This window comes from Mucilaginibacter myungsuensis (genome assembly GCF_015222005.1).
Classification (GTDB): Bacteria; Bacteroidota; Bacteroidia; order Sphingobacteriales; family Sphingobacteriaceae; genus Mucilaginibacter; species Mucilaginibacter myungsuensis.
Window position 1 is genome coordinate 1 of sequence record NZ_JADFFL010000010.1, and the last position, 26,169, is coordinate 26,169.

Annotated in this window: 22 protein-coding genes; 9 read left to right on the top strand and 13 right to left on the bottom strand. The window is 47.1% G+C overall.

From position 1 onward, the window contains the following. Positions 1-266 precede the first annotated feature (266 nt). The 6 genes from msrB to IRJ16_RS19870 form a co-directional block, all read right to left on the bottom strand. Positions 267-785: a peptide-methionine (R)-S-oxide reductase MsrB gene (gene msrB, locus IRJ16_RS19845; RefSeq protein WP_194113395.1), complete on the bottom strand. Its 519-nt coding sequence runs from the start codon at positions 783-785 to the stop codon at positions 267-269. After that, positions 782-1,459, bottom strand: coding sequence for a peptide-methionine (S)-S-oxide reductase MsrA (gene msrA / locus IRJ16_RS19850; protein WP_228080343.1), 678 nt, complete (start codon positions 1,457-1,459; stop codon positions 782-784). The genes msrB and msrA overlap by 4 nt, the downstream gene beginning before the upstream one ends. Positions 1,460-1,738: 279 nt before the next feature. Further along, positions 1,739-2,272, bottom strand: coding sequence for a hypothetical protein (locus IRJ16_RS19855; RefSeq protein ID WP_194113396.1), 534 nt, complete (start codon positions 2,270-2,272; stop codon positions 1,739-1,741). Between the two features lie 4 nt (positions 2,273-2,276). Continuing rightward, positions 2,277-2,834 carry a transporter gene (locus IRJ16_RS19860; RefSeq protein ID WP_194113397.1) on the bottom strand — a complete coding sequence of 186 codons (558 nt, stop codon included), beginning with the start codon at positions 2,832-2,834 and terminating at the stop codon, positions 2,277-2,279. A gap of 58 nt (positions 2,835-2,892) precedes the next feature. After that, positions 2,893-3,600, bottom strand: coding sequence for an ATP-binding cassette domain-containing protein (locus IRJ16_RS19865; protein ID WP_194113398.1), 708 nt, complete (start codon positions 3,598-3,600; stop codon positions 2,893-2,895). Positions 3,601-3,995: 395 nt separating this feature from the next. Further along, entirely contained in the window at positions 3,996-5,087 is a 1,092-nt protein-coding gene (locus IRJ16_RS19870; RefSeq protein WP_228080344.1) for a serine hydrolase domain-containing protein, read from the bottom strand. 244 nt (positions 5,088-5,331) lie between these two features. Here IRJ16_RS19870 and IRJ16_RS19875 point away from each other — a divergent pair, with 244 nt between their 5' ends. The 4 genes from IRJ16_RS19875 to IRJ16_RS19890 all read left to right on the top strand — a co-directional run bounded on the left by IRJ16_RS19875 (position 5,332) and on the right by IRJ16_RS19890 (position 10,620). Continuing rightward, positions 5,332-6,162, top strand: a complete 831-nt coding sequence (locus tag IRJ16_RS19875; protein WP_194113399.1) for a DUF3667 domain-containing protein — start codon at positions 5,332-5,334, stop codon at positions 6,160-6,162. 339 nt (positions 6,163-6,501) lie between these two features. Continuing rightward, positions 6,502-7,986, top strand: coding sequence for a glycine--tRNA ligase (locus IRJ16_RS19880; RefSeq protein WP_194113400.1), 1,485 nt, complete (start codon positions 6,502-6,504; stop codon positions 7,984-7,986). Positions 7,987-8,188: 202 nt separating this feature from the next. Further along, the gene (locus IRJ16_RS19885) at positions 8,189-10,384 is read left to right on the top strand and encodes a tetratricopeptide repeat-containing sensor histidine kinase (protein ID WP_194113401.1); all 2,196 of its coding nucleotides are present in this window, start codon (positions 8,189-8,191) and stop codon (positions 10,382-10,384) included. Between the two features lie 32 nt (positions 10,385-10,416). Further along, positions 10,417-10,620 (top strand): hypothetical protein, encoded by a 204-nt coding sequence (locus tag IRJ16_RS19890; RefSeq protein ID WP_194113402.1) that lies wholly within the window; start codon positions 10,417-10,419, stop codon positions 10,618-10,620. 143 nt (positions 10,621-10,763) lie between these two features. Here IRJ16_RS19890 and IRJ16_RS19895 read toward each other — a convergent pair whose 3' ends face one another. Both IRJ16_RS19895 and truA read right to left on the bottom strand, forming a co-directional pair. After that, on the bottom strand, positions 10,764-12,560 hold the full coding sequence (locus IRJ16_RS19895; protein ID WP_194113403.1) for an ABC transporter ATP-binding protein: 1,797 nt from the start codon (positions 12,558-12,560) through the stop codon (positions 10,764-10,766). Positions 12,561-12,669: 109 nt separating this feature from the next. Then, positions 12,670-13,437, bottom strand: a complete 768-nt coding sequence (truA, locus tag IRJ16_RS19900) for a tRNA pseudouridine(38-40) synthase TruA (RefSeq protein WP_194113404.1) — start codon at positions 13,435-13,437, stop codon at positions 12,670-12,672. A 96-nt stretch (positions 13,438-13,533) separates the two neighbouring features. On the opposite strand from truA, the gene IRJ16_RS19905 reads away from it, so the two are divergent. The 4 genes from IRJ16_RS19905 to IRJ16_RS19920 are packed head-to-tail and all read left to right on the top strand — an operon-like array spanning position 13,534 to position 17,718. Beyond that, positions 13,534-14,001 (top strand): DUF4293 domain-containing protein, encoded by a 468-nt coding sequence (locus IRJ16_RS19905; RefSeq protein ID WP_194113405.1) that lies wholly within the window; start codon positions 13,534-13,536, stop codon positions 13,999-14,001. A gap of 35 nt (positions 14,002-14,036) precedes the next feature. Beyond that, a complete protein-coding gene (locus tag IRJ16_RS19910) occupies positions 14,037-15,491 on the top strand; it encodes an SDR family oxidoreductase (RefSeq protein WP_194113406.1) in 1,455 nt (484 codons plus the stop codon). 6 nt (positions 15,492-15,497) lie between these two features. Beyond that, on the top strand, positions 15,498-16,412 hold the full coding sequence (locus IRJ16_RS19915; protein WP_194113407.1) for a TIGR01777 family oxidoreductase: 915 nt from the start codon (positions 15,498-15,500) through the stop codon (positions 16,410-16,412). Next, the gene (locus IRJ16_RS19920) at positions 16,405-17,718 is read left to right on the top strand and encodes a cryptochrome/photolyase family protein (protein WP_194113408.1); all 1,314 of its coding nucleotides are present in this window, start codon (positions 16,405-16,407) and stop codon (positions 17,716-17,718) included. Before IRJ16_RS19915 ends, IRJ16_RS19920 begins: the two co-directional genes overlap by 8 nt. Before the next feature lie 8 nt (positions 17,719-17,726). Here the strand turns inward: IRJ16_RS19920 and IRJ16_RS19925 are convergent, their stop codons facing one another. The 4 genes from IRJ16_RS19925 to ggt form a co-directional block, all read right to left on the bottom strand. Continuing rightward, positions 17,727-18,719, bottom strand: coding sequence for a hypothetical protein (locus tag IRJ16_RS19925; protein ID WP_194113409.1), 993 nt, complete (start codon positions 18,717-18,719; stop codon positions 17,727-17,729). A 7-nt stretch (positions 18,720-18,726) separates the two neighbouring features. Further along, positions 18,727-19,239, bottom strand: a complete 513-nt coding sequence (locus IRJ16_RS19930) for an FKBP-type peptidyl-prolyl cis-trans isomerase (protein ID WP_194113410.1) — start codon at positions 19,237-19,239, stop codon at positions 18,727-18,729. A 164-nt stretch (positions 19,240-19,403) separates the two neighbouring features. Further along, positions 19,404-19,835, bottom strand: coding sequence for a MarR family winged helix-turn-helix transcriptional regulator (locus tag IRJ16_RS19935; protein ID WP_194113539.1), 432 nt, complete (start codon positions 19,833-19,835; stop codon positions 19,404-19,406). A gap of 92 nt (positions 19,836-19,927) precedes the next feature. Beyond that, on the bottom strand, positions 19,928-21,640 hold the full coding sequence (ggt, locus tag IRJ16_RS19940) for a gamma-glutamyltransferase (RefSeq protein WP_194113411.1): 1,713 nt from the start codon (positions 21,638-21,640) through the stop codon (positions 19,928-19,930). Between the two features lie 161 nt (positions 21,641-21,801). On the opposite strand from ggt, the gene IRJ16_RS19945 reads away from it, so the two are divergent. Further along, positions 21,802-22,272, top strand: a complete 471-nt coding sequence (locus IRJ16_RS19945; protein ID WP_194113412.1) for a hypothetical protein — start codon at positions 21,802-21,804, stop codon at positions 22,270-22,272. 39 nt (positions 22,273-22,311) lie between these two features. Here the strand turns inward: IRJ16_RS19945 and IRJ16_RS19950 are convergent, their stop codons facing one another. Next, complete coding sequence (locus tag IRJ16_RS19950; RefSeq protein ID WP_194113413.1) at positions 22,312-26,061, bottom strand: S8 family serine peptidase; 3,750 nt, start codon at positions 26,059-26,061, stop codon at positions 22,312-22,314. Between the last annotated feature and the right edge of the window lie 108 nt (positions 26,062-26,169).

The window sequence follows — 26,169 nt, forward strand, 5'->3', positions numbered from 1 at the left end:
AGCGATACTTACTTAGATAGTTCCGCTTTAGGGTAAGGTCATTATTAATGTTCCGCATAACGTTTTAGCTTAACTCTTTTTAAGCTAATTCTGTTACCGAATTAGTTAACCTTTACAATTGCGAGGAGCGGAAGGGGAGGCCTGTGTTAAGGGGCGACGCGGCAATCTGATAGGCAGATCCTCGTTGCTTGTCCTCTGAGATCGCCGCGTCGCCCCAAACGCTTCAGCCCTCACCGTCGCTCCTTACAGCAATGGCAAATATTTACTTATTTCGCGCCGTCCGGTTTAAAATCCAGCGATACCGAATTCATGCAATAACGTTTATAAGTCGGTGCCGGGCCATCGTCAAAGATGTGGCCTAAGTGGGCATCGCAACGGCCGCATAAAACTTCTACGCGCTCCATGCCAACAGAACTATCCGACTTATAGGTTACCGCGTTCTTCCGCTCGGCCTGGAAAAAGCTTGGCCAGCCACATTCGCTGGCAAATTTGGCCGTGCTGCGGAATAGCAGGTTACCACAAGCGGCGCAATAGTACGTACCCTTGGCCTCGGCATTCCAATATTTGCCGGTGAAGGCACGCTCGGTTGCGGCCTCGCGGGCGGTGGCATACAGAGCCGGTGATAATACCTTTTTCCACTCGGCGTTGCTAACGTTCAGCTTTTTGGTGTCGGTGTTAGAATAGTAAGGGTTCTTTTCGTGTCCCTTGTCTGTTTTTATATTTTGTGCCTGTGTGCATGAGGTTATCCCCGCCAGCAGCGCGATCATTGCTATTAATGCTCTCATTTTTTTATCTTGTCTTTAAATACCTTTTTAAACTTTTCCAGTTCGGGTTGTATCACATATTTGCAATAGCCCTGGTTGGGGTTCAGTTTGTAATAGTTCTGATGGTAATTTTCGGCCTTGTAAAAAGGCGCGGCGGCGTTCACCTGAGTTACGATCTTGCTGTGGTAAGCTTTCTCCTGATTGAGTTTGGCAATATAATACTCGGCCTTTTGCTTTTGCTCGGCATTGTTATAAAATATGGCCGAACGGTATTGCGTGCCCACATCATTACCCTGGCGGTTCAGTTGCGTAGGATCGTGCGCGGTAAAGAAAGCCGCCAACAATTCATCATAACTGATCACCGACGGATCGTAAACAATGTTACAAGCCTCGGCATGGCCGGTGTTGCCGGTGCAAACATCATCATAACTTGGGTTGGCCACCTTACCACCGGTATAACCTGATGTAACCGACTTCACCCCATCCAGTTGCTGGAATTTGGCTTCGGTACACCAAAAGCACCCAGTCGCGAATGTGGCGGTCTCCAGCTTTTTGTTCTTAGGGTCGGCTTTTTTGCCGGTCATTTCTTTAAAACTGCTGCTATTACTGATGTCTTGATGAGGCTCCTGTGCGCAAGCGGTACCTAAGCCTACCATGGCAAAAAACACCATTAAATAAAAAAAATGCTTTCTCATATTTTGGTATAAAGGGGCCGCTGATAATGGGTTTATCACCCGCGGTCATGTTTATAAACGAAAAAAATGCCTCCGACAGATGTCTGGGCTTGGAAACATGATAGATGGCTGACAATGGGTGTCGCATTTGTCTCCAAGCTAAATCCCTCCTTGGGGAGGGGTGCGGTCGGTATGAGCGCAAATGCAGGGAGGGGTTAGCCATCAATGCATTGTGGTTAAACCCCTCCCTGCCACTTCACAGGCCTTCGCGCCCCTCCCCAAGGAGGGACTTTGCAAAAACTATAAACTTATCTTATAAGCCACTCTCACCCCCGTCTGCGTTAGCAAACTTTTTGACCATTGCTCGTAGCGCACACCAAGGTCTATATTTTGCTTTTCGGACAGTTTGAATAAAAACCCGGGACCAAAAGCAAAAATGAACGGGTTGCCTTTAGGGTTTACCGAGTTGCGCACCTCTAAAGCAGTACCCAGTTCACCCAATAGGTAAAGGCCCGGACCAGCCTTGTAGAACGCGCCCACCTTGATCGGAACGTATTCGGCATTGGGTTGCGAGCCGGCAATGCCGTTCCACGCGCTTTTAAATTTCAGGTAGGTATATCCGGCAGATACCGACGCATACCAATCGTTCTTAACAGGTATCTCGCCCCGTACAGACGCGCCGTAACCTATACTGAAAACACTACGGGCGGGGATCACAAATTCGGGACCGGCGCTGAACGAGGCTTTCTTCACCTCATCAGGCGGCGTTTGAAATTGCGCTTTAGCGGTGAAGCAAGCCCCTAATATCAAAACCGACAACAATAATTTCTTCATCTGCCTACAGGTTAAATTTATAAGCAACGCGCAAGCCTAAAAAGCTCAGGGTCGAACCATCTTTGGCCCAACCCTCGTAACGCAGGCCAAGGTCAATAGCCTCGCCGTTTTTTAACGGGAACAGGTAACCAACTCCCGGACCAAAAGCAAAAGCAGTACCCGTATCGGGATAGATCTCGCCGGCCACGCCCTTGCCCGACTTAGTGCCAAAAGAAGCACCTAACTGGCCTTCGCCATAAAACCGCGGGCAGAAAAAATAACGCAGACCTACTTGCAGTGGTACAAAGGTCGCCGCGGTTTCGTTATCACCATTCACTTCGTGAGCGAATTTCAATTCGTCGTTATAAAAGAAACGGGTAAAGCCCGCGCTTGCGGTCAGTTTTAACGCATTAGCCAGAGGAAATTCAGCTTTCAAGTTCAGACCGGCACCAAAGGAATAGTCAGCATTGAGCGGCAAGTTGCCATCGGCACCGAGGTTTATTTTAACGCCATCGGCTTTTTGCGCCATTGCGCCAAAAGTTATACCGGCCAATAAAAGGATCAGGGTAAAAATTTTCTTCATTGTTTTTTTAGGGATATGTATGGTTAACGCAAATTTACAAAATATGGTACGTTACCAATTAGCTATTTGTTACGCTGATAAAGATCTGTTCTAACGTTTTTCCGCCGTGTGCATCGGTCAGGCCTTTCAGCGTATCGTTAGCTACGATGCGCCCTTTGCTGATGATGACCACATGATCGCAAACGGCCTCCACCTCCTGCATAATGTGTGTGCTGAGGATGATGGTCTTTGTCTGCCCCAGATCGCGGATCAATTGGCGGATGCCGATGAGTTGGTTCGGGTCAAGTCCTGATGTTGGTTCGTCCAGCACCAGTACTTCCGGATCGTGCAGGATGGCCTGCGCTAAACCTACCCGTTGGCGGTACCCACGCGATAACTGACCGATCTTTTTATGCTGCTCGGGTGTTAGGCCCGTTAGTTCGATCACTTCCTGTATCCTGGCTTGCGGATCTTTCATGCCGTGTACACCGGCAATAAAGGCCAACGATTCTTTCACGTACATATCCTGATAAAGCGGATTATTCTCGGGCAGGTAACCAATGCGGCTACGCACCTCCAGCGACTTGCTATTCACATCAAACCCGGCCACCTCGGCCGTTCCCGATGTTTGGGGCAGGTAGCCCGTCAGTATCTTCATGGTGGTTGATTTACCCGCGCCATTGGGCCCTAAAAAACCCAACACACCCTTGCCTGCACTAAAACTAATGCCGTCGACCGCCTTTTGTGCGCCGTAAACCTTGGTAAGATCGGTAACCTGGATACTCATGGCGGTAAAGGTAATTTTTAGACGTGAGATGTGAGATATGAGATGTGAGAAAAGTCGGGAGTCGAAAGTCCAAAGTCAAAACGCAGCGGCCAGGCAAAGAAACAAGGAGCCTAATTCTGAAAATTCATTAATTCAACAAATTCCGGTTCAGACAAAAGACCTTTGAACGTAAACCCGGTAGTAGCGGAAACCCCACAGCGGGCGCGGGCCTAAGCTACGGACGAGCGAGGAGTTGCAGCGGATGACGGGGCTACCGGGGCCATGAATGATGGAACGTTCGTTTACAAAAATTGACACGAATTACCTTACGTTCGGCGACAATTTAAACGAATTACACTAATTCCAATTCTAAAAATTCGTGTAATTCGTCCTCATTCAATAAAATTAGTGCATGTTCACTTTCTACCCTTCTTCAACCCCTCCACCGCCAATGCCGCAATATCACGGGTTAACTGCGTGGGCGAATGGCAATCGCAATTACTCAGTCCTAATACATAGATATCGCCCTCGGGTATGTACACGCCCATGGTTTTAAAGCCAAAAATGCTGCCGCCGTGTTCGCGGGTGGCTGTGCCATTAATATCTTTCAGGTGCCAGCCGTAGCCGTAGGTGAATTCTTTGCCATCGTTGGTGTGATACTTGGTGAACGCCTTTTTGGTTTCGACGGCGTTGAGCAGGATGTTCTTGTTCAGGGCGTTCTGCCATATCAGCATATCTTGCAGGGTGGATATAAGCGAGCCGGACGCGAATGGCACGCTAAAATTGATTTGTGTTTTATTCACATAACCTTCAGCCTTTTTTTGGTAGCCATAAGCGCGATCTTTAATGATTGCGCTATCGCTGGCATAGCGGGAATGGATCATGCCCAGTTTTTGGAAAATGTTCTTGCAGATGAATTCCTCGTAGGTTTGGCCCGATGTCAGCTCGATGATATAGCCCAGCACCATGTAGCCCGAGTTGTTATACTCAAATTTTTCGCCGGGCGGATAGTCGACAGGCTCGTTCTTGAAAAAGTCGACCATCATTTTGGGCGACATTTCATTTTGGGCGATGCTTTGCAGGGACGGCATTTTGGTAAAGTCTTTAATGCCTGATGTGTGGGTGAGCAGGTGATGGATGGTTGTCTTATCACCACCGGGATAGTCGGAGATATATTTTAATACTGGGTCGTTTACTTTCAATTTGCCTTGCTGCTCTAACATCAGTATGGCCACGGCGGTGAACTGCTTGGTCATGGAGCCGAGTTGGAATACGTTATCTGCCACCATATCCGTCCCCAATTCAATATTCGCCTTCCCTACCGCGCGCTGATAGATAGGCTTACCATGCTGCGCGATCAGGAATACCCCGCCCGGGCCGTTAAGGTCGTCAAATTCTTTATTGATCAGGCTATCGATTTTACGTTGCGGGATCTGGGCGTAGGTAAATAATACAAATAGCGTAAGGCATAAGGCGATGGAAAGGAACGGACGGATAAAGGGCATCATAATTTTGTTTTGACAGTTGAGACGCGGGTAGTGGAGAAGAGGTTACAGGTACGGGACAAAGCAAAAGATCAATGCACGAATGAAAAAAATTGGCGCGAATTGCCTTATACGGGGCAACAATTTATACGAATTACACGAATCCTATTTCTAAAAATTCGTGTAATTCGTCCTCATTCGAAAGAATTTGTGCCTATTCACATTAAACCATTATCTTGCAATATCAACACCAAACAATTAACCACCAATGGATTGCCAAACCTGCGGCAGCACCCGCAACGAGAAATATTGCCCGGCCTGCGGCGAAAAGACCTTTGAACCGCATCAGCTATCCTTAAAGGAATTTGTGGAAGAACTTTTCGAAGGATTCTCTCATTTCGATACCAAATTTATCCGCACTATTAAAACGCTGATCTTTAAGCCCGGACAGTTAAGTTTGGAGTTTTGCGCGGGAAAGCGGGTAAACCACATGAAACCGATCCAGTTGTTTTTGGTGGTCAACCTGATATTTTTTATCGCGGCGCTGCATAACCTGTATAGTTTGGAGCTCTATAACTACATTAACTTTAAACCGTTCATAACTTTTAACACTAAGCAGATCATTAACGATGTGCTGGCGAAGGAGCATACCACGCTGGCTGAATACACGGCTGTGTTTAACGAGAAAATGAAGAGTTCGTCAAAGGCTTTCATCTTCGCGTTCATCCCGGTTTATGGCGTGTTCTTCGCGTTGTTCTTTTTTTGGAAGAAGAAGTATTTTGTAGAGCATCTGGTGTTCGCGACGCATTTTATGTCGTTTGTGCTGGTGATGTTGTTTTTAGGCGGATACCTGATCATGCTGCCCTACTTTATGATCGTCGGGAAAGAATCGGCCGATTTCGACTTTTTTTACAGTTGGGCCGTGCGGATACTGATAGGCGTGTACGCGGGTTTTGCTATTCACAGGTTTTATCGCACGCCGATATTTTACACGCTCATCATTGCCCTGGTGGTAGGTTATTTCTTCTTTGCGCCTATACAGTATTACCGCATGGGCTTGTTTTATAAGATCACCCATTTTAATCCCTGGGGACATTGATGGGTGTACTAAAGTAAGTTGTACGGGAGGTAAAAGATGTCGGATACCGATGTTCACGGGTCATTTCCGACAAATTGAATTTCCTTAATTTATAACCAATTGATAATTAGATATTTAAAAACAAAATATCCGATCCGTTCACGAGCCCGTGTTCACGGCTAAAATTTTAGATACTGACTATCAGGTAGTTACACACATCGACTACCGTGTGTTCACGCGTGAACAAGAACGCGGTTTGGTGTACTGGCAAGCTACCGTAGTCATTTACTACCAGTTAAGTCGTATTTTCTCACATCTCACATCCCACATCTCACATCTAAAATATACCTTTGCAGTGTTATGAGTACACCAAATACCGACGAGATATTTAAGAATGTAATTGCCCATGCCAAGGAGTATGGCTTTGTTTTCCCAAGCAGCGAGATCTATGATGGCCTGAGTGCCGTTTACGATTACGGCCAAAACGGCGCCGAGCTGAAGAACAACATTAAAACCTACTGGTGGAAAGCCATGGTGCAAATGCACGACAATATCGTGGGTATCGATTCGGCCATCTTTATGCACCCTAAGATCTGGAAAGCAAGTGGCCACGTTGATGGCTTTAGCGATCCGATGATCGATAATAAGGTGACGCAAAAACGCTACCGTGCAGATCAGTTATTAGAGGATAAGATCGCCGCTTACGACGCTGCCGGACAGACCGACCAGGCCGAGTTACTGCAGACCGAGATGGACAACGCTCTAAAAGCCGAGGACCTTCCGCGCTTGCGCGAGCTGATCTTGGAGCACGAGATCAAGGACCCGCTAAGCAAAGACCGCCCGGATTGGACGGACGTTCGTCAGTTCAATTTGATGTTCAGCACGCAGGTAGGTGCGTTGGCCGATGATTCGAGCACGATCTACCTGCGCCCGGAGACCGCTCAAGGTATCTTTGTTAACTTTTTGAACGTGCAAAAGACCGGCCGTATGAAGATACCTTTCGGTATCGCGCAGATCGGTAAGGCGTTCCGTAACGAGGTGATCGCGCGTCAGTTCATTATCCGCATGCGCGAATTTGAGCAGATGGAGATGCAATTCTTTGTTCGCCCCGGCACACAGAAAGAGTGGTTCAATAAATGGAAAGAGACCCGCTTGCAATGGCACCTTGCTTTAGGTACCGACGCTGCCAAATACCGTTACCACGAGCATACTAAACTTGCCCACTACGCTGATGCGGCTTATGATATCGAGTTCGATTTCCCGTTCGGTTTTAAAGAAGTAGAAGGTATCCATAGCCGTACCGATTTTGACCTGAGTCAACACCAGGAATTCTCGGGCAAAAAGATGCAGTACTTTGACCCAGAGGTTGACCCGGATACCAACAAGCCATACGGTAACTACGTGCCTTACGTGATCGAGACATCGATCGGCCTGGATCGTATGTTCTTACTGACCATGATCAACGCTTACAAAGAAGAAGATCTGAGCACCGAAGAGAAACAAGATAGTCGCACGGTATTACGTTTGCACCCTTGCTTAGCCCCGGTAAAAGCTGCCATCTTCCCGCTGACCAAGAAAGATGGTCTGCCGGAGAAAGCGCGCGAGATCATGGATACTTTGAAACTTGATTTCAATATCCAATACGAAGAGAAGGACGCCATTGGCAAACGTTATCGCCGTCAGGATGCCATCGGTACACCGTTCTGTATCACTGTTGACCACCAAACTTTAGAGGATAACACCGTGACCATCCGTCATCGCGATAGCATGGCGCAAGAGCGTGTTGCTGCTGATCAGCTGGACAAGATCATTGGTGATCTGGTGAGCTGGAAGAATGTGCTTTAGCCCCTCGGCCCCCTAAAGGGGTAGCAGGGAACTAAAAATATAGCCTCCGGAATTTCCGGGGGCTTTTTTGTGGAATGATGTCTGTAATATTTATGTTGTTTTGGCACATCAAAAAAGGAACATTATGAGTAAGTTCGCCGTAAAACAACGTTTGGTACGCTAACAAAGTGTACCTTCCCTGATCTGTTATCGCCTAATTAAATTGAAACATCTGCTGATCTTACTTATCACGTTAACCTTTGCAGGCAACGCCCGGGCTAAAGAGCAGGACAGCAAGGCGGACAGCATCAAAAGGTTAATAGCTACCGACCTAAAAAGCCCCAAAACCACCGCCAAACCCAATGTTGACCGCCTGAACGAACTGGCCGAAGAATACTACGAATCTTACCCCGACAGCACGTTTAAATATGCCAGCATGGCCATGGCCTTCGGCAGTAGATCGGGCTATGTAAAGGGCGTGGCCGATGGTCTTAACAATGTGGGCATGGTCAATACCTTCAGGGGCGAATACGCTCTATCTACCAGAAATTTCAGTAGAGCTTTGCAATTGCACAGATCGGTGGGCGACCGTTACGGAATGTCTGATGACCAGATCGGACTGGGCCGTGTACAGGACTTTCTGGGTAATTACCCCAAGGCGATCATTTATCTGGATTCGGCATTGGCCATTCGCAAAACCTTAGGTAACGAGGCCGACCTTGCCGATTGTTATAATTACTTAGGCATTACGTACGATAATAAAGGCGAATTTTCTAAAGCGCTTGACTATTACCTTAAGTCGCTGGCCATTTATCTGAAGCATAAAAATGAACTGGCCACGGCCGATAGTTACTGCAACATCGGCATCATCATGCAGCATTTAGAGCTGTATCCCAAAGCGCTCAACTATTTCAACACGGCGTTAAAGATCTGGTTGAAATACAAGGATATGCAAGGCATCAGCACCATCTACCTTAATAATGGCGAGGTGTACATGGCGCAGCGTAAGTTTGCCGAGGCCTTCACATCATTGAATAAAGCATCCAAGATATTTCATGATATGGACGACCGCGAGGGCATCAGTCTGGCTTATTACGATCTTGGGCTGTGCTACCATCATACCGACAGAAGGGATAGCGCATTGAAATATCTGAACCTGTCGCTTGCCACAGCCGCTGCTGATAAGATCCCTTATAATAAAACACATGCTTATCTTGGTTTGGCTACGGTGTACAATTCTACTCGCGATCATACTAACGCCCTCGCCTACGCCAGCCTGGCCAAAAATACCGCCGATGGCTTAGGCAACGCCGACTTGAGGGCCGATGCCGCTTTGCAACTAAGCCAGGCACTTGCCGCTTCGGGGAAATTTGAACAGGCTTACCGCGAACAACGCTTATATAGCACTTTACAGGATAGCGTGAATCATACCGAGATACTGCAACGTTTAGCCGCTTACGATCTGGAAAGCGCCTTTGCTAAAGATCAGTTAGCCTACAAACGGCAGAACGAAGCACAAATAAAAGCCTACCAGCAGGCCATCCGTGATCAGCGGAATATGATCATCTTTTACGCCGTTGTTGCTCTGCTCACCGCAGCTATCGCTTTGGTCTATTACAAGGGAAAACGCAAGCAGACCCTCATTAACCGCGAACTGACCCAAAAGAACACCGAGATCATTGCCCAAAAGAACAGTTTGGACGAGCACAGCCATAAACTGAACGATCTTAACCATTTAAAAGATAGGTTGATAGCCGTATTGGCCCACGACCTCCGCGCTCCGTTAAGCACCCTGAGGGGACTGTTCGGGTTGATGGCCGATCAAGATCTCACTCCCGAAGAATTTGCCGAGATGGCACCCAAGGTATTCAGCAGGTTAGAGAATACTTCCGATTTTTTAGATACGCTGCTATTCTGGATCAATAGCCAGGTTGATGGTACTAATAATGTCACCAGCTTTAGTTTGTACGATATGGTAGAAAATGAGTTATCTATCTTGGAAGTGCAATTGCAGCAGAAACAATTGACCGTTATTAACACCGTTGGTAAAGACGACTACGTAATAGCCGACCCTAATTCGATCCGGATAGTGGTGCATAATTTTCTGACGAATGCTATTAAATTCTCACCGGTCGGCGGCGAAGTCGGGATCAGTGCCTACAACGGTGTGGACGGTAAGCAAATCTTTAAGATATCCGACCGCGGAGTTGGTATTTTGCCACACCAATTGTCGGCGTTATTCAAAAGCAAGGTGAACAGCACACCAGGCACCAACAACGAGTTAGGCACAGGAATGGGTCTATTATTCTGTAAAGATCTGATCGAAAACTCTAACGGGAAGATCTGGGCCGAAAGCGAACCGGGCAAAGGTGCTGATCTTTATTTTTCGTTGCCTGTTGGCGATGCAACATCGCGCTAAAACCATTCCCGCACATTGCAGGTTATGTAGACATGACAAAGCCAGCAAACACCTCGGATAAACCATCTCCATCAGATACCCCTACCGACCGCCCTAACGATCAAGGCGACGAAGCTGTTGTGAAAAAAGAGGATAAACAATACAACGCCGACCAGCCCAAGCAAGAAAACATCGCCAAAAAACGCGAACGCGAGGAGCAACCTGTCGAGCCGGTAAAAACGGCGCCTGAGTCTTAAGTCAGGAGTCGAAAGTCCAAAGTCCAAAGTCCAAAGTCAGGAGATCAAAGTCTTAAGTCTCTTAAGATATTGGACAAAGACCAACTTTCTAAGTCGTGGATCGAAAATTTTTGACTTCTGACTTAGAACTTAAGACTTTTGATTTAACGAGAAATTCCTGCTGAGTTAAATTGCAGGTCGTAAAGTTTGCGGTAGTAGCCATTCTCGATACGCAGCAGTTCCTGATGTGTGCCTGATTCCATGATCTCGCCGTGGTCGAGCACGATAATGCGGTCCGCTTTTTGGATGGTGGATAGGCGGTGAGCGATCACAATGGCTGTGCGGCCTTCCATTAGTTTGTCTATGGCGGCTTGGATCAAAAGTTCTGTCTCGGTATCTACCGATGATGTCGCTTCGTCTAATACCAATATGGCAGGGTCGTAGACCATAGCGCGGATAAAAGATATCAGTTGCGCTTGTCCGGCAGATAGCGTTGCGCCGCGTTCCATTACATTATAATCATAACCGCCCGGTAAACGCATAATAAAATCATGTGCACCTACATCTTTGGCGGCAGCAACGATCTGTTCGCGGGTGATGTTGGGGTTATTCAGACTGATATTATTGGCAATGGTATCCGAGAACAAGAAAACATCCTGTATTACCGTCGCAATGCGCGAACGGAGGTACCCAACTTCGTAATCATCAATATTTGTTCCGTCGACAGTGATCTCACCCTTACCTATTTCATAAAAACGGTTGAGGATATTAATGGTAGATGATTTACCTGCACCGGTAGCACCCACAAGGGCCAAGGTCTCGCCGGGTTTAATGTGGAAGTTGATGTTCTTTAATACCCAATTCTCATCATTATAGGCAAACCAAACATCTTTAAATTGAATGTCACCTTTGATAGGGGTTGTGTAATTACCATTGTTTGGAGCAATGTCGTCGGTATCCAACACCTTAAATATCCTATCGGCACCTACCATACCCATTTGCAGAGTATTGAATTTATCGGCCAGTTGGCGGATGGGGCGGAACAGCAAGTTGAGCAGGGTAATGAACATCAGCACCGTGCCGGCCGTGATCCCTTTAGGGTTAGCGCTGATCTGCGATAGTTGCTCGTCGGACAGGATGCGCTTGCAACCATACCAAACCAGCAGACCGATGCAGACAGAGAACAAGATCTCCACCACCGGGAAAAAGATGGAGTAATACCAGTTGCTGCGGATGTTAGCGTCGCGGTATTTGGCATTCACATTATTGAATTTGCGCATCTCCTGATCTTCGCGGGCAAAGTATTGGATGATGCTGATGCCCGAGATATGTTCGGCCAAAAAGGTATTTAGCTGGGCTACATGGGTTCGCACATCCTGAAAAGAAGATTTTATAGCCTCCTTAAAAATATAGGTCGACGCGAACAATAGTGGCATCGGGATCAGTGTGATCAATGCCAGTTTCCAATCCTCGGCCAGCATACAGATAATAATGGCCACCACCAGTAGCATATCACCTATGATGGATATTAAACCTTCCGAGAAGATATCTGCAATAGTCTCCAGGTCTGATACCGTACGGGTGATCAGCACGCCGATCGGTGTCTTGTCAAAGTATCTTAACCTCAGAGCAGTGATATGGTTAAAGATATCGATACGCAGATCACGGATAACAGATTCACCCAACGAGTTGGTCATAAAGGTTTGAAAATATTGCGCTATGGTCTGTATCACCAATTGCGCTATCATCAGGCAAACGATGAAAACTAGTCCATAGTAATCATTCACCACAATGTGGTTGTCCACCGCACGCTGCATCAGCATGGGCTGGATCAGCGCCAGTACGGCCAACAACACTGTTAAAAAAGCCGAGATAACGAACGTGCGCCTGTACGGCTTCACGTAGTGCATTACCCGCCCTAACAGTTTCCAATCTATCGCTTTACCGGTTACTTCTGCCATTGACCCCTCAGCCCCCTAAAGGGGGAGTTTAAATTTATGCGCAAATTAAAAATTTGCAGTTTTTATTGTTCTTATTGACACCCATACCTTCTGGCCCTCCTTCAGGGGATCAGGGGGACGGATACTTCACCTCCGTCAAATATAGCCCATGCGCCGGTACCGAGGTGCCTGCATTGCCTCTGCTTTTGCTTTCTATAATATCCCGGATCGCCTCCGGCTCAATTTCTTTTTTGCCGATCATCATTAATGTACCAACTATCGCCCGCACCATGTTACGCAGAAAACGATCGGCACTGATATGGAAGATCAGACTACCATCGGCTTGTTCCACCCACTCGGCCCGGCTTACTTTGCAATTGTTGGTAAACACCTGCGTATTCGATTTGCTGAAGCAGCTAAAATCTGTGTACTCCATCAGTATCGCCGCCGCTTGGTTCATCAGAGCCACATCCGGCTTATCGCGCAGCAACCAGGAGAAACCTTCTTTAAAAGGATCTTTTTGAAAATGCACGTGGTATTGATATGATCGCAAGGTAGCGTCGAACCGGGCATGCGCATCAGCTGCAACGGGAATGATACGTTTGATCGCGATATCGCGTGGGAGGAGTGCGTTGAGACCTCTTAAGTCAATAGTCTTAAGTTTCAAGTCCGAAGTCGGTTCATCACCTACCTCTTGGTCAAAATGCGCAAAGAACTCCGTTGCATGCACTCCTGTGTCCGTCCGCCCGCAACCTGTGGTTTCTATAGGTTGGCGTAAGATGGTACCGAGCGCTTTGTTCAGTACTTCCTGTACGGTCACGGCATTGGGTTGTATCTGCCAACCGTGGTAGTTATTGCCGTTGTAGGATAGCTCGATAAAATAGCGCTGATGGTTCACGGGGGCAAAGTTAACATTCTGCCGACTATCGCTTCGCCGTATTTTTGTCAAACTATTCTATATTTGCCCTTACAACACAAACAACAACATCTGCATATGATACAACGCATACAAAGCATTTACCTGCTTGCCGCCTCTTTGGTGATCTTCGCCTTATATTTATTCCCCATTGCCCACGGTATATATATCGACGCGATACCATCGACCATTAAAGTTACCGGCATTTACCAGGACGTTAACGGCGCTCAAAAGTTAACAACTCCATTCACTACTTTATCCATCGTTACGGCGATCGTAGGCTTGATCCCCATAGTATTGATCTTTCTATACAAGAACCGCAAACAGCAGATGACGTTATGCTATATAGCAATGCTTGCCGTGATCGGTTACAGTTTTTGGTTATCGCAAGTAGTTCAACAAGCTACCGGCGGTTTCACTATGACCACCAGTAATTTCGGCATCGGTGTATTTTTGTCGAGCTTAAGCATTGTGCTGATCTTACTTGCGGCCAAGTCCATCCAAAAAGACGAGAAGCTGATCAAGTCGGCCGATAGGTTGAGATAGTCCAAACACCCACGCCTTTCCCTTGTTGCATTATCATGAAGATACTGCTCACAGGCGCTAATGGTTATATTGGGACACGGTTGATACCTGTTTTGCTGGAAAAAGGGCACCAGATCGTTTGCATGGTGCGCGATAAGCGCCGCTTTCGCGAGCAGAGCGACTATGATGGCAAGGTAGAACTGATCACCGGCGATTTACTGAAACCTGAAAGTATTTCCCCAGTTCCTCCTGATATTGAGGTGGCTTATTACCTGGTGCATTCTATGTCGGGCAATAAGGATTTTGATAAACTGGAAGCGTACTCAGCAGAAAACTTTGTTGAAGCTTTGCGACCCACAAATTGCAAACAGGTTGTTTACTTAAGCGGGATCAGCAACGATGAGGGCTTATCCAAACACTTGACCTCGCGCAAGCATGTAGAGGAAGTGCTAAAAAAAGGTAATGCACCTGTAACTGTACTGCGGGCGTCTATCATCATCGGGTCGGGTAGTGCCTCGTTCGAGATCGTTCGCGATCTTACCGAAAAGCTTCCCATCATGATCGTGCCCAAATGGGTAAATACCAAATGCCAACCCATCGGCATTCGCGATGTGCTGGGCTATCTGGAAGGTGCAGCATTGAACGAGAAAACCTTCGGCAAAACTTTTGATATCGGCGGGCCTGATGTGTTATCTTTTAAAGAGCTTTTGTTAGGATACGCCAAGGTGCGTAAATTGAAGCGCCATTTGATACCTGTACCTTTCCTGTCGCCTAAGTTATCATCCTATTGGTTGTACTTCATTACATCTACCAGCTATTCCTTAGCGCAGAGTTTGGTGGACAGTATGAAGAATGAGACCATTATGCGTGATCACAGCATAGACGAAGCCATCCCGCATAAATGCCTGAGCTACGAAGAAGCGCTTAACCTGGCTTTTGTTAAGATCGAACAAAACTCCGTTGTATCAAGCTGGAAGGATGCGCTTAATAGCGGATACCTGGAGTCGGGTTTTATGGATCAGATCAAAGTGCCGCAGCACGGAACTCTGGACTATAAAGTGAAACTTCCGTTCGAGCGCGATACTAACATAGTGGCCGACAATATGTGGGCAGTCGGCGGCGAACGTGGCTGGTACTATTGGGACTGGATATGGAACCTGCGCGGCTGGCTGGATAAGCTTTTTGGTGGTGTAGGTTCACGTCGTGGGCGCACCAGCGGCGTTCGGATATCGGCTGGCGATGTCATCGATTTTTGGCGGGTTTTGCTTGCCGATAAACCCGGTAAACGATTATTGCTTTATGCCGAAATGCGCTTGCCCGGCGAGGCTTGGCTGGAGTTTAAGATCGTAGAAAAAGATGCCAAAAAATATCTGAGCCAGATAGCTACCTTTAGGCCCAGTGGTTTGTGGGGACGTGTTTACTGGTATCTGATGTGGCCTTTCCATTATTTTATTTTTAGGGGTATGGCCCAACAAATGATAGATTACACCGTGCCTAAGCCGATCAAATAACTATCTATGAAAGCAAATAACAAGCATATATTGATCACAGGCGCGTCCGGACTGATCGGCAAGCAACTTACATTGCTTTTGCTGAATGAGGGATATACCGTTAGTCATTTAGCCCGCAAACCGGCTACCGACCGCCACGTAAAAACCTTTGTTTGGGATGTGCCTAATGGGCGTATCGATCCTAATTGCATTAATGGCGTGGATACTATCATTCACCTGGCGGGCGCAGGCGTGGCCGAAAAACGTTGGACCAATGCCCGTAAACAGGAATTGTATAACAGTCGCGTTAAATCCATACAACTCCTCTATAACTTGCTGAAGAATAAAAAGCACCAGGTAAGCAAAGTCATTTCGGCATCGGCCACGGGCTACTACGGCGACCGCGGCGAAGAACTGTTGAACGAAGATAGCGCACCAGGCAACGACTTTTTGGCCAAACTATGCATAGATTGGGAAACAGCGGTAGACGAGGCGAACATCCTCGCTATCCCTACGCTGAAATTCCGCACCGGCATTGTGTTAGATAAAAACGGTGGCGCATTGCCGCAATTGGCAACGCCAATAAAATTGGGGGTTGGTTCGCCGCTTGGCACGGGTAAGCAATATATGCCTTGGATACATCACGAAGATGTGGCCCGGTTATACCTTTACGGGGTACAGAACGAGCCTTTAGATGGTGCGTACAACATGGTAGCGCCTTCCCCGCTCACCAACGCGCAACTGAGCAAAGCGGTAGCTAAACAATTAAAACGACCATTATGGTTACCTAACGTGCCTGCTTTTGTGATCAAACTTTTATTTGGCGAGATGGGAGTAGTAGTTTTGGGCGGCGCAAACGTAAGTGCAAATAAAATAGAACAAGCCGGTTTTCAATTTAAATACCCCGATATTGAAAGCGCTTTGAAAGAGATATATGAGTAACCCCAACCCGATCAGTATTTTTTGGTTCCGGCGCGATCTTAGGCTTGATGATAATGCAGGATTTTACCGCGCGTTAAAGGCAGAACATCCCGTGCTATGTCTGTTCATTTTTGATAAGAATATCCTTGATAAATTGGAAGATAAGGATGATGCCCGTGTAACGTTCATCTACCAAACGATCGAAAACCTGCACGAGCAATTGCACAAACACGGCAGCTCGTTATTGGTGATCTATGATAAAGCCGAGAACGCCTGGAAACAGGTATTGACGGACTACCATGTAACATCGGTATATACCAATCACGATTACGAACCTTACGCTAACAAGCGCGATGAGGCCGTGATAGCAATGCTGGAAAAAAATGATACAGGGTTTTACTCTTTTAAAGACCAGGTGATATTTGAGAAAGATGAGGTGACCAAAGATGATGGCTTGCCTTACACCGTTTATACGCCTTACATGCGTAAATGGTATGCCAAATTAAAGCCTTTCTATCTTAAACCATATCCTAACAGCAAGTACTTTAAAAACCTGTATCAAACCAAACACCTGGCCCTACCATCGTTAAAGGATATGGGCTTTGAAAAAAGCAGCCTTAAGTTACCCGACACCGGATACGAACACGTGATATCAGATTACAAAGAACGGCGCGACTTCCCTGCTGTTGAAGGCACATCGCACATTGGCCTGCACCTGCGTTTTGGGACGGTAAGCGTGCGCGAATTGGCACGTACAGCCCATCGGCATCACGAAAAGACCTGGCTGAATGAGCTGATCTGGCGCGAGTTTTTTATGATGGTGCTTTATCATTTCCCAAAAACGTGTGAGCACGCCTTCCGGCCGGATTATGACAAGATAAAGTGGAATAATAACGAAGAGGAGTTTGAAGCCTGGTGCGAAGGCCGCACCGGCTACCCAATTGTTGACGCTGGTATGCGTGAGCTAAATGCTACCGGCTTTATGCACAACCGTGTGCGTATGATCGTGGCCAGTTTTTTAAGTAAGGATCTGCTGATCGATTGGCGTTGGGGCGAAAATTACTTTGCCCGCAAATTGCTCGATTATGAAATGTCGAGCAATGTAGGTAACTGGCAATGGGCGGCAGGCTGCGGCACCGATGCTGCACCTTATTTCAGGATATTCAACCCCGAATCACAGACCAAAAAGTTCGACCCAAAACTGGAATATATCAAAAAATGGATCCCGGAATATGCCGACTTCAGCAAATATCCAAGACCCATTGTAGAACATTCATTCGCACGTGAGCGTTGCCTTAAAGCTTTTAAAGCCGCTTTGGCAAAGTAGTATTACTTTTATTCTACGAAACTGATCACGTTAATATCGTACCTGATACAGCTTAGCACCGGAACATTCAGGTTTGATGACGTAGCGTATTTATACATCAATCTTGTTGGCATCAACAGCGTTAGTTTAGCCCCCGGCGACGCAAATTGCAAGCCTTCAACAACGCCGCGGCGTGCATCGACAGAAAGATCGAACGGGTAACCCGTCCCGGTCTCATTATTGAATTCGTTACCGGTACGCAAACCATTCAGCAGCGTTTCCGTCCATTGGATATTTACACTCATAAACGGCGTAATGGTCGACCCATTTCCGGGTTGAGTGATCTTGTACCACAAACCCGAATTGGTCTTTTGAAAACCTGTTAAATTATTATTGGCAATGTAGTTCGCTACCACCATGTCATCATACACATCCTGACCGGTAAGTTTTTTACCTGTCGACTGGTCTATTACATTGGTTTCAGCATCATTTATTACATTGATATATAATTCCAGACTTTGGTTACCGGCAACCCTACCCGAACTCTCGGAACTACCCGAACCAAAACCCGACCGGCCATAAGCCAAACGCGATGGTAACAATACGCGAGCTGTAGTGCCTTTATTTTTAAGAATATTCTTAATAGCCGACTGCACCCCATATGGTATATTAGCATATCTTACTTTATCAACGTGGCCTAAAAAGTTATAAATATGATTGATCATCGTATCCTGTTTCAGATACTGACCGTCAAAACTTTTGATAGTAAAAACCAATGATACCATGTCTGGATAGTCTAATACCGCACCGGTACCTTGCTTAATTATCTTATAGTAGATACCGCTGGTATCGCCACCGGTAAGATCCCGGGCGAAGCCGGTAAGGCCATTGCTTTTTATGTAAGCCTGTATCTGCTGCTCATCATAAGCTCTAATGTCGATATCCTTATCAGCATCCTTACGGCACGATGACATCCCTGCAAAAACACCCAGCACTAACAGCGTAAAAAATATTCTCTTCATTTATAAATTAGTTCGTTACCTCAAATAGTTCAATATCAAAATCAAGTATGGCATCGGCCGGCAAATTATACACCGGTTGTTCGTACGGCCCGTATGCATATCTGGATGCAATGATCAGCCTTATTTTTTCGCCTTTTCTTATACCGCCATTCTTATTTAAAAAATAGTACTGCCAGCCTTTTATCATTTCGCCCAGCCTAAACGCAGGGTGAAAATCGCCTGTCTGTACAAAAGCTGTGTTATTACCTAATAACCGCCCGGCATAACCCAGAGTCAATAACGATGATGATGTAATAAGCGCATTAGTGGTACCCGGCGAAGTTCTTACAAACCAAATACCGGTGGTATCGGCGTTGCCACGCATTACCTTGGTCGCCACCAAATTGTTAGCGTCAATATATTCCTGTATGCGCCTATCGTCTATCGCCGCCTGTTCGCGGGATTGAGCTAAACCTGTGACCGACTTTTTACAGCCTGCAAGTGCAAACACCAAAAAACAAATTGCTAACGCTCTGATCATTTGATATCAAGGGGCAAATTTATTGTTTTAAATGGAAACATTGGCAGATTAACATATTTTAACATGTTGCCCGGCCTTGCATCCCTGCCCGATAGGCTAAACGCATTTACAAAGCCGATATTTTGCGCAGGAGATCTTTAAACCTAAAAGGCCTATAACAGTCATCAAGGTTTAAAATTTAAGGTAAGCGTATTGATCTTTTTAAGGGTATTGATCAGCTGATCCTTCTCTTTATCGGTGATATGATCGTTAAGATAGTTATTGAATTGCTTTACCAGACCCCTCGCCAGGTGACGTTTCTCTTTACCCAGATCGGTCAAAAAGATACGTACCGATCGTTTATCGCCTTTGTTAGATTCGCGGTAGATCAGGTCCATCTGCTCTAACTGCGTGAGCATGCGCGACAGGCTGGTCGATTTTAGTCCCAACAGCGCCGCCACTTCGGATACCGTGCGCCCTTCGGTCTCGTCAATATTAATTAGCAGATAACCGATGGATTGCGTAATACCAAATTCGGTCACCAGCTGGTTGTAGCGATTAGCTACGGTCTGCCACACTATCTTTAAAAAATAGTCTATGGTTTCCTGATGTTTGATATTTGCGGCCATAAAGTCAAAATTAGCAATAAAAGATCAAAACGCCCTACGGAGAAATATATTGCGACTCCGGTCGACCTGCTTGATCACGTTTACCAGCCCAACTTTGTATCGTCTCCCCTCGGGTCGGCCCCGCCCTGATAGTAACCCCATGGGGTCACCAAGATCGCGTCTACGCGGCCAATGGTGGTGCCAACGTTTATTTTATAACCTTTTTTGGTCAGTATCTCTAAAGTTACGCTATCCAAAGCTCCGGCCTCAGCACTCACGTTATCGGGCAGCCATTGGTGATGAAAGCGTTTTGCATCAACAGCGGTCTGCATGCTTTTGTTAAATTCTATTACGTTGAGTATCGTTTGGAAAACCGAGGTGATAATGGTAGAACCGCCCGGGGTACCAACTACCAGCAACAATTTACCGTCTTTTTCTACAATGGTCGGCGTCATGGATGATAGCATGCGTTTACCGGGCTGGATGCTGTTGGCTTTACCACCTATTAATCCATACATGTTGGGTGTACCCGGCTTCGAGCTAAAATCATCCATCTCATTGTTCAGCAAAAAGCCTGCGCCATTAACCACTATTTTAGACCCGAACGAGCCATTAAGTGTAGTGGTGATAGATACCGCGTTACCCTCTTTGTCTACAATAGAAAAGTGCGTGGTCTGGTCACTTTCGTAACCTGCAAAATTACCAGGTTGGATGCTGGTGCTTGGCGTAGCGGCGGCCCAGTTAAAACTCTGCATCCTTCCGTCTATATAAGACGGCTTAAGCAAACTATCAACAGGGACTTTAAAAAAGTCGGGGTCGCCTAAGTATTTTGAGCGGTCGGCATAAACCCGGCGCTCGGCTTCCACGATCACCTGTACTGTCGAATCCTTATTATATCCCCAATTGCTCAGCGGATATTTCTCTACCGACCGCAGCAATTGCAGCAACGCGATCCCTCCGCTTGATGGCGGCGGCATAGTTATGATCTTATAGTCCTTATACTTGCCAATTATCGGCTTACGCCAAACCGACCTATAGTCTTTCAGATCCTGTTTGGTCATCAACCCGTTGCCGCTTTTCATTTCGGCAACCAACATATCGGCAACGGTGCCTTCATAAAATCCTGCACGGCCTTTATCTCTTATCAACTCCAGGGTCCTTGCCAGATCTTCCTGGACCAATATATCGCCCTCTTGCCATTGGGTGTCTTTTAAAAAGTATTTCTTTCCGGGGTTGCGCGCGGCAAAGTCGGCGGCGTTACGGTTCAGGTCATTGGCCAGGCGTTTGGTCACTTTGAAGCCACGGGCCAGGGCAATGGCCGGTTCTAAAAGTTCGGTCCATTTTAGTTTGCCATATTTTTTGTGCGCCTGTATCATCCCGTCCACACTTCCGGGTACACCCGATGCCTGATGGGTGGCTAAACTCATATTCGGGATCACATTGCCCGAACTATCCAGATACATATTTGCACTTGCCGCCGCCGCGGCCTTCTCCCTAAAATCGAGCGTACTGGTCTTGCCCTTAGCCGATCGGTAAACCATAAAACCGCCACCGCCTATATTACCGGCCTCGGGTAGGGTCACAGCCAAAGCAAACTGCACTGCAACTGCAGCATCAACCGCGTTACCGCCTTTTTTCAGGATGGTCAGTCCGGCTTGGGCGGCATCGGGATAAGCGCAAACCACCATGCCGTTGTAGTACTGGTCGCTGTTATCTTTCCCTAACTGGCCACGCACACATCCGGGCAAAACCACTCCGGATAGCAACAGCATCCCGGTGTACAAATAGTATTTAGCAGAGATAGATAAACTCATATACAGCACATTTTTTGCTACTAAAATAAATTAATTTCCTGCAATTAATGCGTTATCAGGCAGGCGTGTTTTAAACCTTAACGCAACTATCACATCTATAAATTTGTTGCCGGTTAGCATAAAACGGCTAATGCAACGTTTAAATGCCAAAAAACATCTACATGAAAAAAAGCGCGATACTTATCCTTTTACTTAGTTCTATTTTATTTTTCAGCAAAAAAGCTAACGCACAAGACTATAAAGCCGCCGCCGGACTAAAGTTCAGCTACGAGTTTGGCCCTGCCGGTAAATATTTTATTAACGAGACAGACGCACTCGAATTACAGATCGGTCTTCGCTCACATGGTGCGGCACTTACCGGGTTGTGGGAACGGCATATCGGTTTCCAGGAGATAGAAAAATTTAAACTTTACTTTGGATTTGGCGCGCACTTAGGTGGTGTAGGTGACCATGCTAACCCACGTTATAATCAAACTTTATTATTAGGTGCCGATGGCGTTGTAGGCGTGGAATGGGTGATACCAAATTCGCCGATAGCGCTGAGTGGCGACCTGAACCCAAGGTTAGAACTGGGTCGCGGGCCTTACTTTGACCTCTCGCCGGGTATCGGCATTAAGTACATCTTTAAATAACACACCAATGGACCCGTTCATAAAAACGGGGCCATTGGTTTATTTGATCACCATTACTTTCCTGCCGAAGGTTTTCCCTCCCGTAGTTATCTTTAATATATAAGTTCCGCTGATGAGCTTACTCACATCCATTACGTAACTAAAATCGCCTACGGTAGTATTCTGAGTATCCGATCGCATTATCTGTCCCGCAGTATTGACCATCGAAATGGTCACCTTATCGTTCACCGGGGATCTAAACAAGATATTCAATTTAGAGGATGCGGGTACCGGGAAAACCGAAAGTCCTATTGCTGAATTATCGGGGTGAAGGTTAACGCGGGCATAACTAAATTCATCAGAAAAAGACATACAACCCGAATTAAGTGTTATACCTACTTTGTATTTCCCACTTTGGGTGGGCGTATACCGTTGCCCGATAGCTCCTGTTATCAGTTCGCCGTTGTAGTACCATTGGTTACCTACGCTAAAGTTAGATACAAGCACGGTATCACTATTGGTTACCACAGGTTTGGTCAGCAATACCTCTTGCCTGCTTGTTGATGCGCAACCCGCGCTTTTTAACTTGATGTTGTAAAAATAGTAGTAAAAACCCTTGTTATAAACCGTATCCTGCAGATCGGAACTGACCGCGCTGTTGCCGACAATGCTGAACACACCGCCAACACTGAAGGGATAGCCTTTAACACCAGCATTGCTGCGGAACAGCGTTGCACCGTTTTCGTAACTGGTGCTGATGGTATATTTACCCGCCGCAGGGAACAATAAATTAAGTGCGTAAACCCTGCCCTGATCGGTCGGGTCATCCGGTAGGGCACCGGCACCCGACGGGTTACGGGTAGCACCCACGTTGATGGATGACGTTGACACGATAAGCCCGTTATCATTTTTGACAGTGAATGTTACGCGACCGGCCCGACCAACATATAATTTGGCACTCTCTAACACTACCGGCACACTGGTATTCACAAAAATATCAGGCGTGAATTGGTTATAGCTTCCACCTGTGAAAGTTGTTTTGGCTTCGGGGCCAACTGTCCCGGTAAAATCATTTATACCGGCATAGTATTTACCATTTACAGGTGGTTGCAGCGTGTGCGCAGGAGAGCCTGCTGTAAATGGCAGCAAGTCCGTCGCGTTCTTATACCACAAGATGCCTCCATCGGCATTACCTCTAAGGATATATTTTTTAGTATCATCACAGTAGTAAGCCTGCAAACCGGTAGCTGTGGCAGGCGTACCTGTAGCGATATTCACGGCCAGTTGGTCATTGGCGGTAACAAGGTCCCCTGATAGCTTAGTAGTGGCCGTTACCGCATAGGTAGTGGCCGCAACGGCTTCAAAAGTCCCGCTTAGCGTAAAGTTCTCTTCGGCGCCCGGCGCAATAGAATAGATGTAGTTACCGTTCAATGTTGTTAACGTGTTATTGGGAGAGGTTACAGTAACCGTTACCGGGATATTGGCGATAGCGGCACTACCATAGTTTTTAAGTTTAACCGTAATGTTTGTTGGCCCGGCGCAAGAGCCGCCCGGGTTACTGGTGCTTATTGATGTAATGCCCGCGTCGGTTGATGTTTTGGTGAAAAGAACACGGTAGTCCTGAGTTTCACCTTTGGCATAATTGCCGCACGGCGTTATGGTGGCAGAATCGGAGGTCTCGCTTAGCACAATGCGCATTAAACTGTAAGTCTCCGCCGTAACCGAAGCCGGCACGGCGATGCTACCTGTGTAAGTTGCTGTGCCGGGCGTTACAGGCGTGGTTGCCATGAGTTCGGTAACGGGATCAATAGTGCCGTCGGCATTAAGATCGATGTACACCTTGGCTATTTTATTAAAATTATTGCCGCATGTGCCTAAAGTTAAACTGAGGGGATATGTTTTAGCCTGCTCTAAAGTGACCGTCCGGCTGGTGACATCGCTGTAAGAGCGGCAGCCGGCACCGGGGGTATAATTAAGATCGGCCAGGGTGACATTATCGATCCTGCTGTCCTGATCTGCCAATGGTTTTGATGCGCAGTAAGCTTTGCCACCCACGCCGGTAACGATCAGCGAATAGGCTTGCGGGCCTGAGCGGAAAGTGCCCTTATTGGTCACCGTGATGGTGTAAGTTTTACCCGGGACAGCGCCGGCCACATAAACCTGCTCTACGTTATCCCTGATATTATCGCCCGTTTGCGCGGCGGCAGATGGGTTGGCCGGATCCATTACCCAAGGCAGGTAAACCGAACCACCATCGCTGATGCGGATATCCAGATCGTTGATCAGTTTTGGGGTGCGGTCGTTCACGGGCATCCCGGTGGCCACTGCGCCTTGGATATCTGTCCAGCAGATGGTCGCCGCAACCACACCTTTACCAGAGGCCACCACGTCAAAACTTTGTGTTTGATTTTGTGTCAGGATATTCTCTTTGATCAGGCTGAATGTACCGTTATCGGTAATGGCCTGGGCAGCACGTTTCATATCTAACACACCCCAACCAAAAACATAGTCGGGGCCTATCGTCCCGGCATCAAAAGCCGTGTGACAGGCCAGTCCCTTAAGAGTGGCCGAGAGCATGAAGTTGCCGGCGTTTTTTTGTGAATAACACTCCTGCAATAAATACAGTGATCCCGTAACGTTAGGTGCAGCCATAGATGTTCCCGACAACGTAGCGTAGGAAGTATTGCTGTTATTACTGGTAGATAACACGTTAACGCCGGCGCCAACAACATCGGGTTTTACACGGCCATCATCAGTAGGCCCCCATCCGCTAAAAGCGGCAACTTCTATATCGGTACGGTTCATGGGTCCATATGGGAGGGCGTTTATAGCGCCGACCGTGAGCACGTTCTTGGCGTTAGCGGTAGTATTTAAGATATCGTAACCATCATTACTGCTGATAGTTGCAGGGCGCGGACCTTTATTGATGATCGTTTGATCCGTCCGGGAGCGGTAGCCCCAATAGTCCTCCCCAATGAAGGGGCCATTATCAGACCGGCTGTTACCTGCTGACTGCACGATGAGATAATAAGGCGCATTGTAGGCTATCCTGTCAAATGATTGCGCCCTGTTGTCATAAAACCCAAAAGTGTAATCTTCTGTGTCGCCCGGCATACCTTTCCACTCCCAGCGGTTCTGGCTATCATTAAACACCCAGCCCGATAGGCCGCCATAGGAGTGATTGGACAACAACAAGTTGCCCGCCGCAGCAGTGATCTCGGCTATATCGGTATTAAAATCATAGCTGGATAGGGTAGTAGCGCCAAAAGCCATCCCTTTAGCAGGAGCATAAGTCCCTTTGGCGAACATGGTACCGCCCACATGGGTAGCGTGCTCGATCACCGACCCGCCCTGATCCCTGAAAGAGACGGTCTTACCTGCAAATTCCTGATGTGTGCCTAATACCCAACCGCCATCCCAAATAGCCAGTTTGTTTTGCAAATTAGCGCTCGATCCGGTTAAATTAAGCCCTAAAACCCCGCCGGGCTGCACCGCAACGGTGCCGGTAGTTATAGCCGATGTGGCATTATTATCGGTACGGAGATATAGCGGGAAACCACGCTCGTTAACCCCTTGAAGCATAATGAGGCCGCCGTTTTTGGTCTGCTGGCGTACAGGCCAACCATGGATCTGCGCCTGGCTGAGTGCCTGCTGATAATTGGCCTGAAAAGTGTCGCTTTCTTCGCGGGCCATGGATATGAGTTGGGTTTGTTTAGATGCACTAACCAATGGTTTTTGCGCGTTGGCAATTACCGTCGCCAGCATCCACATCAAAAAAACAACAACACAGCGGCGGTAAAGTACACTCATACAGGGTTATCAACTCGGCGTTTAAGTCTATGCAAATATCAAATAAAACGCGATCTTTTTATTCGTTTTTACGTTAGTTTAAATGTTATGTTCACAGATATTTATCAC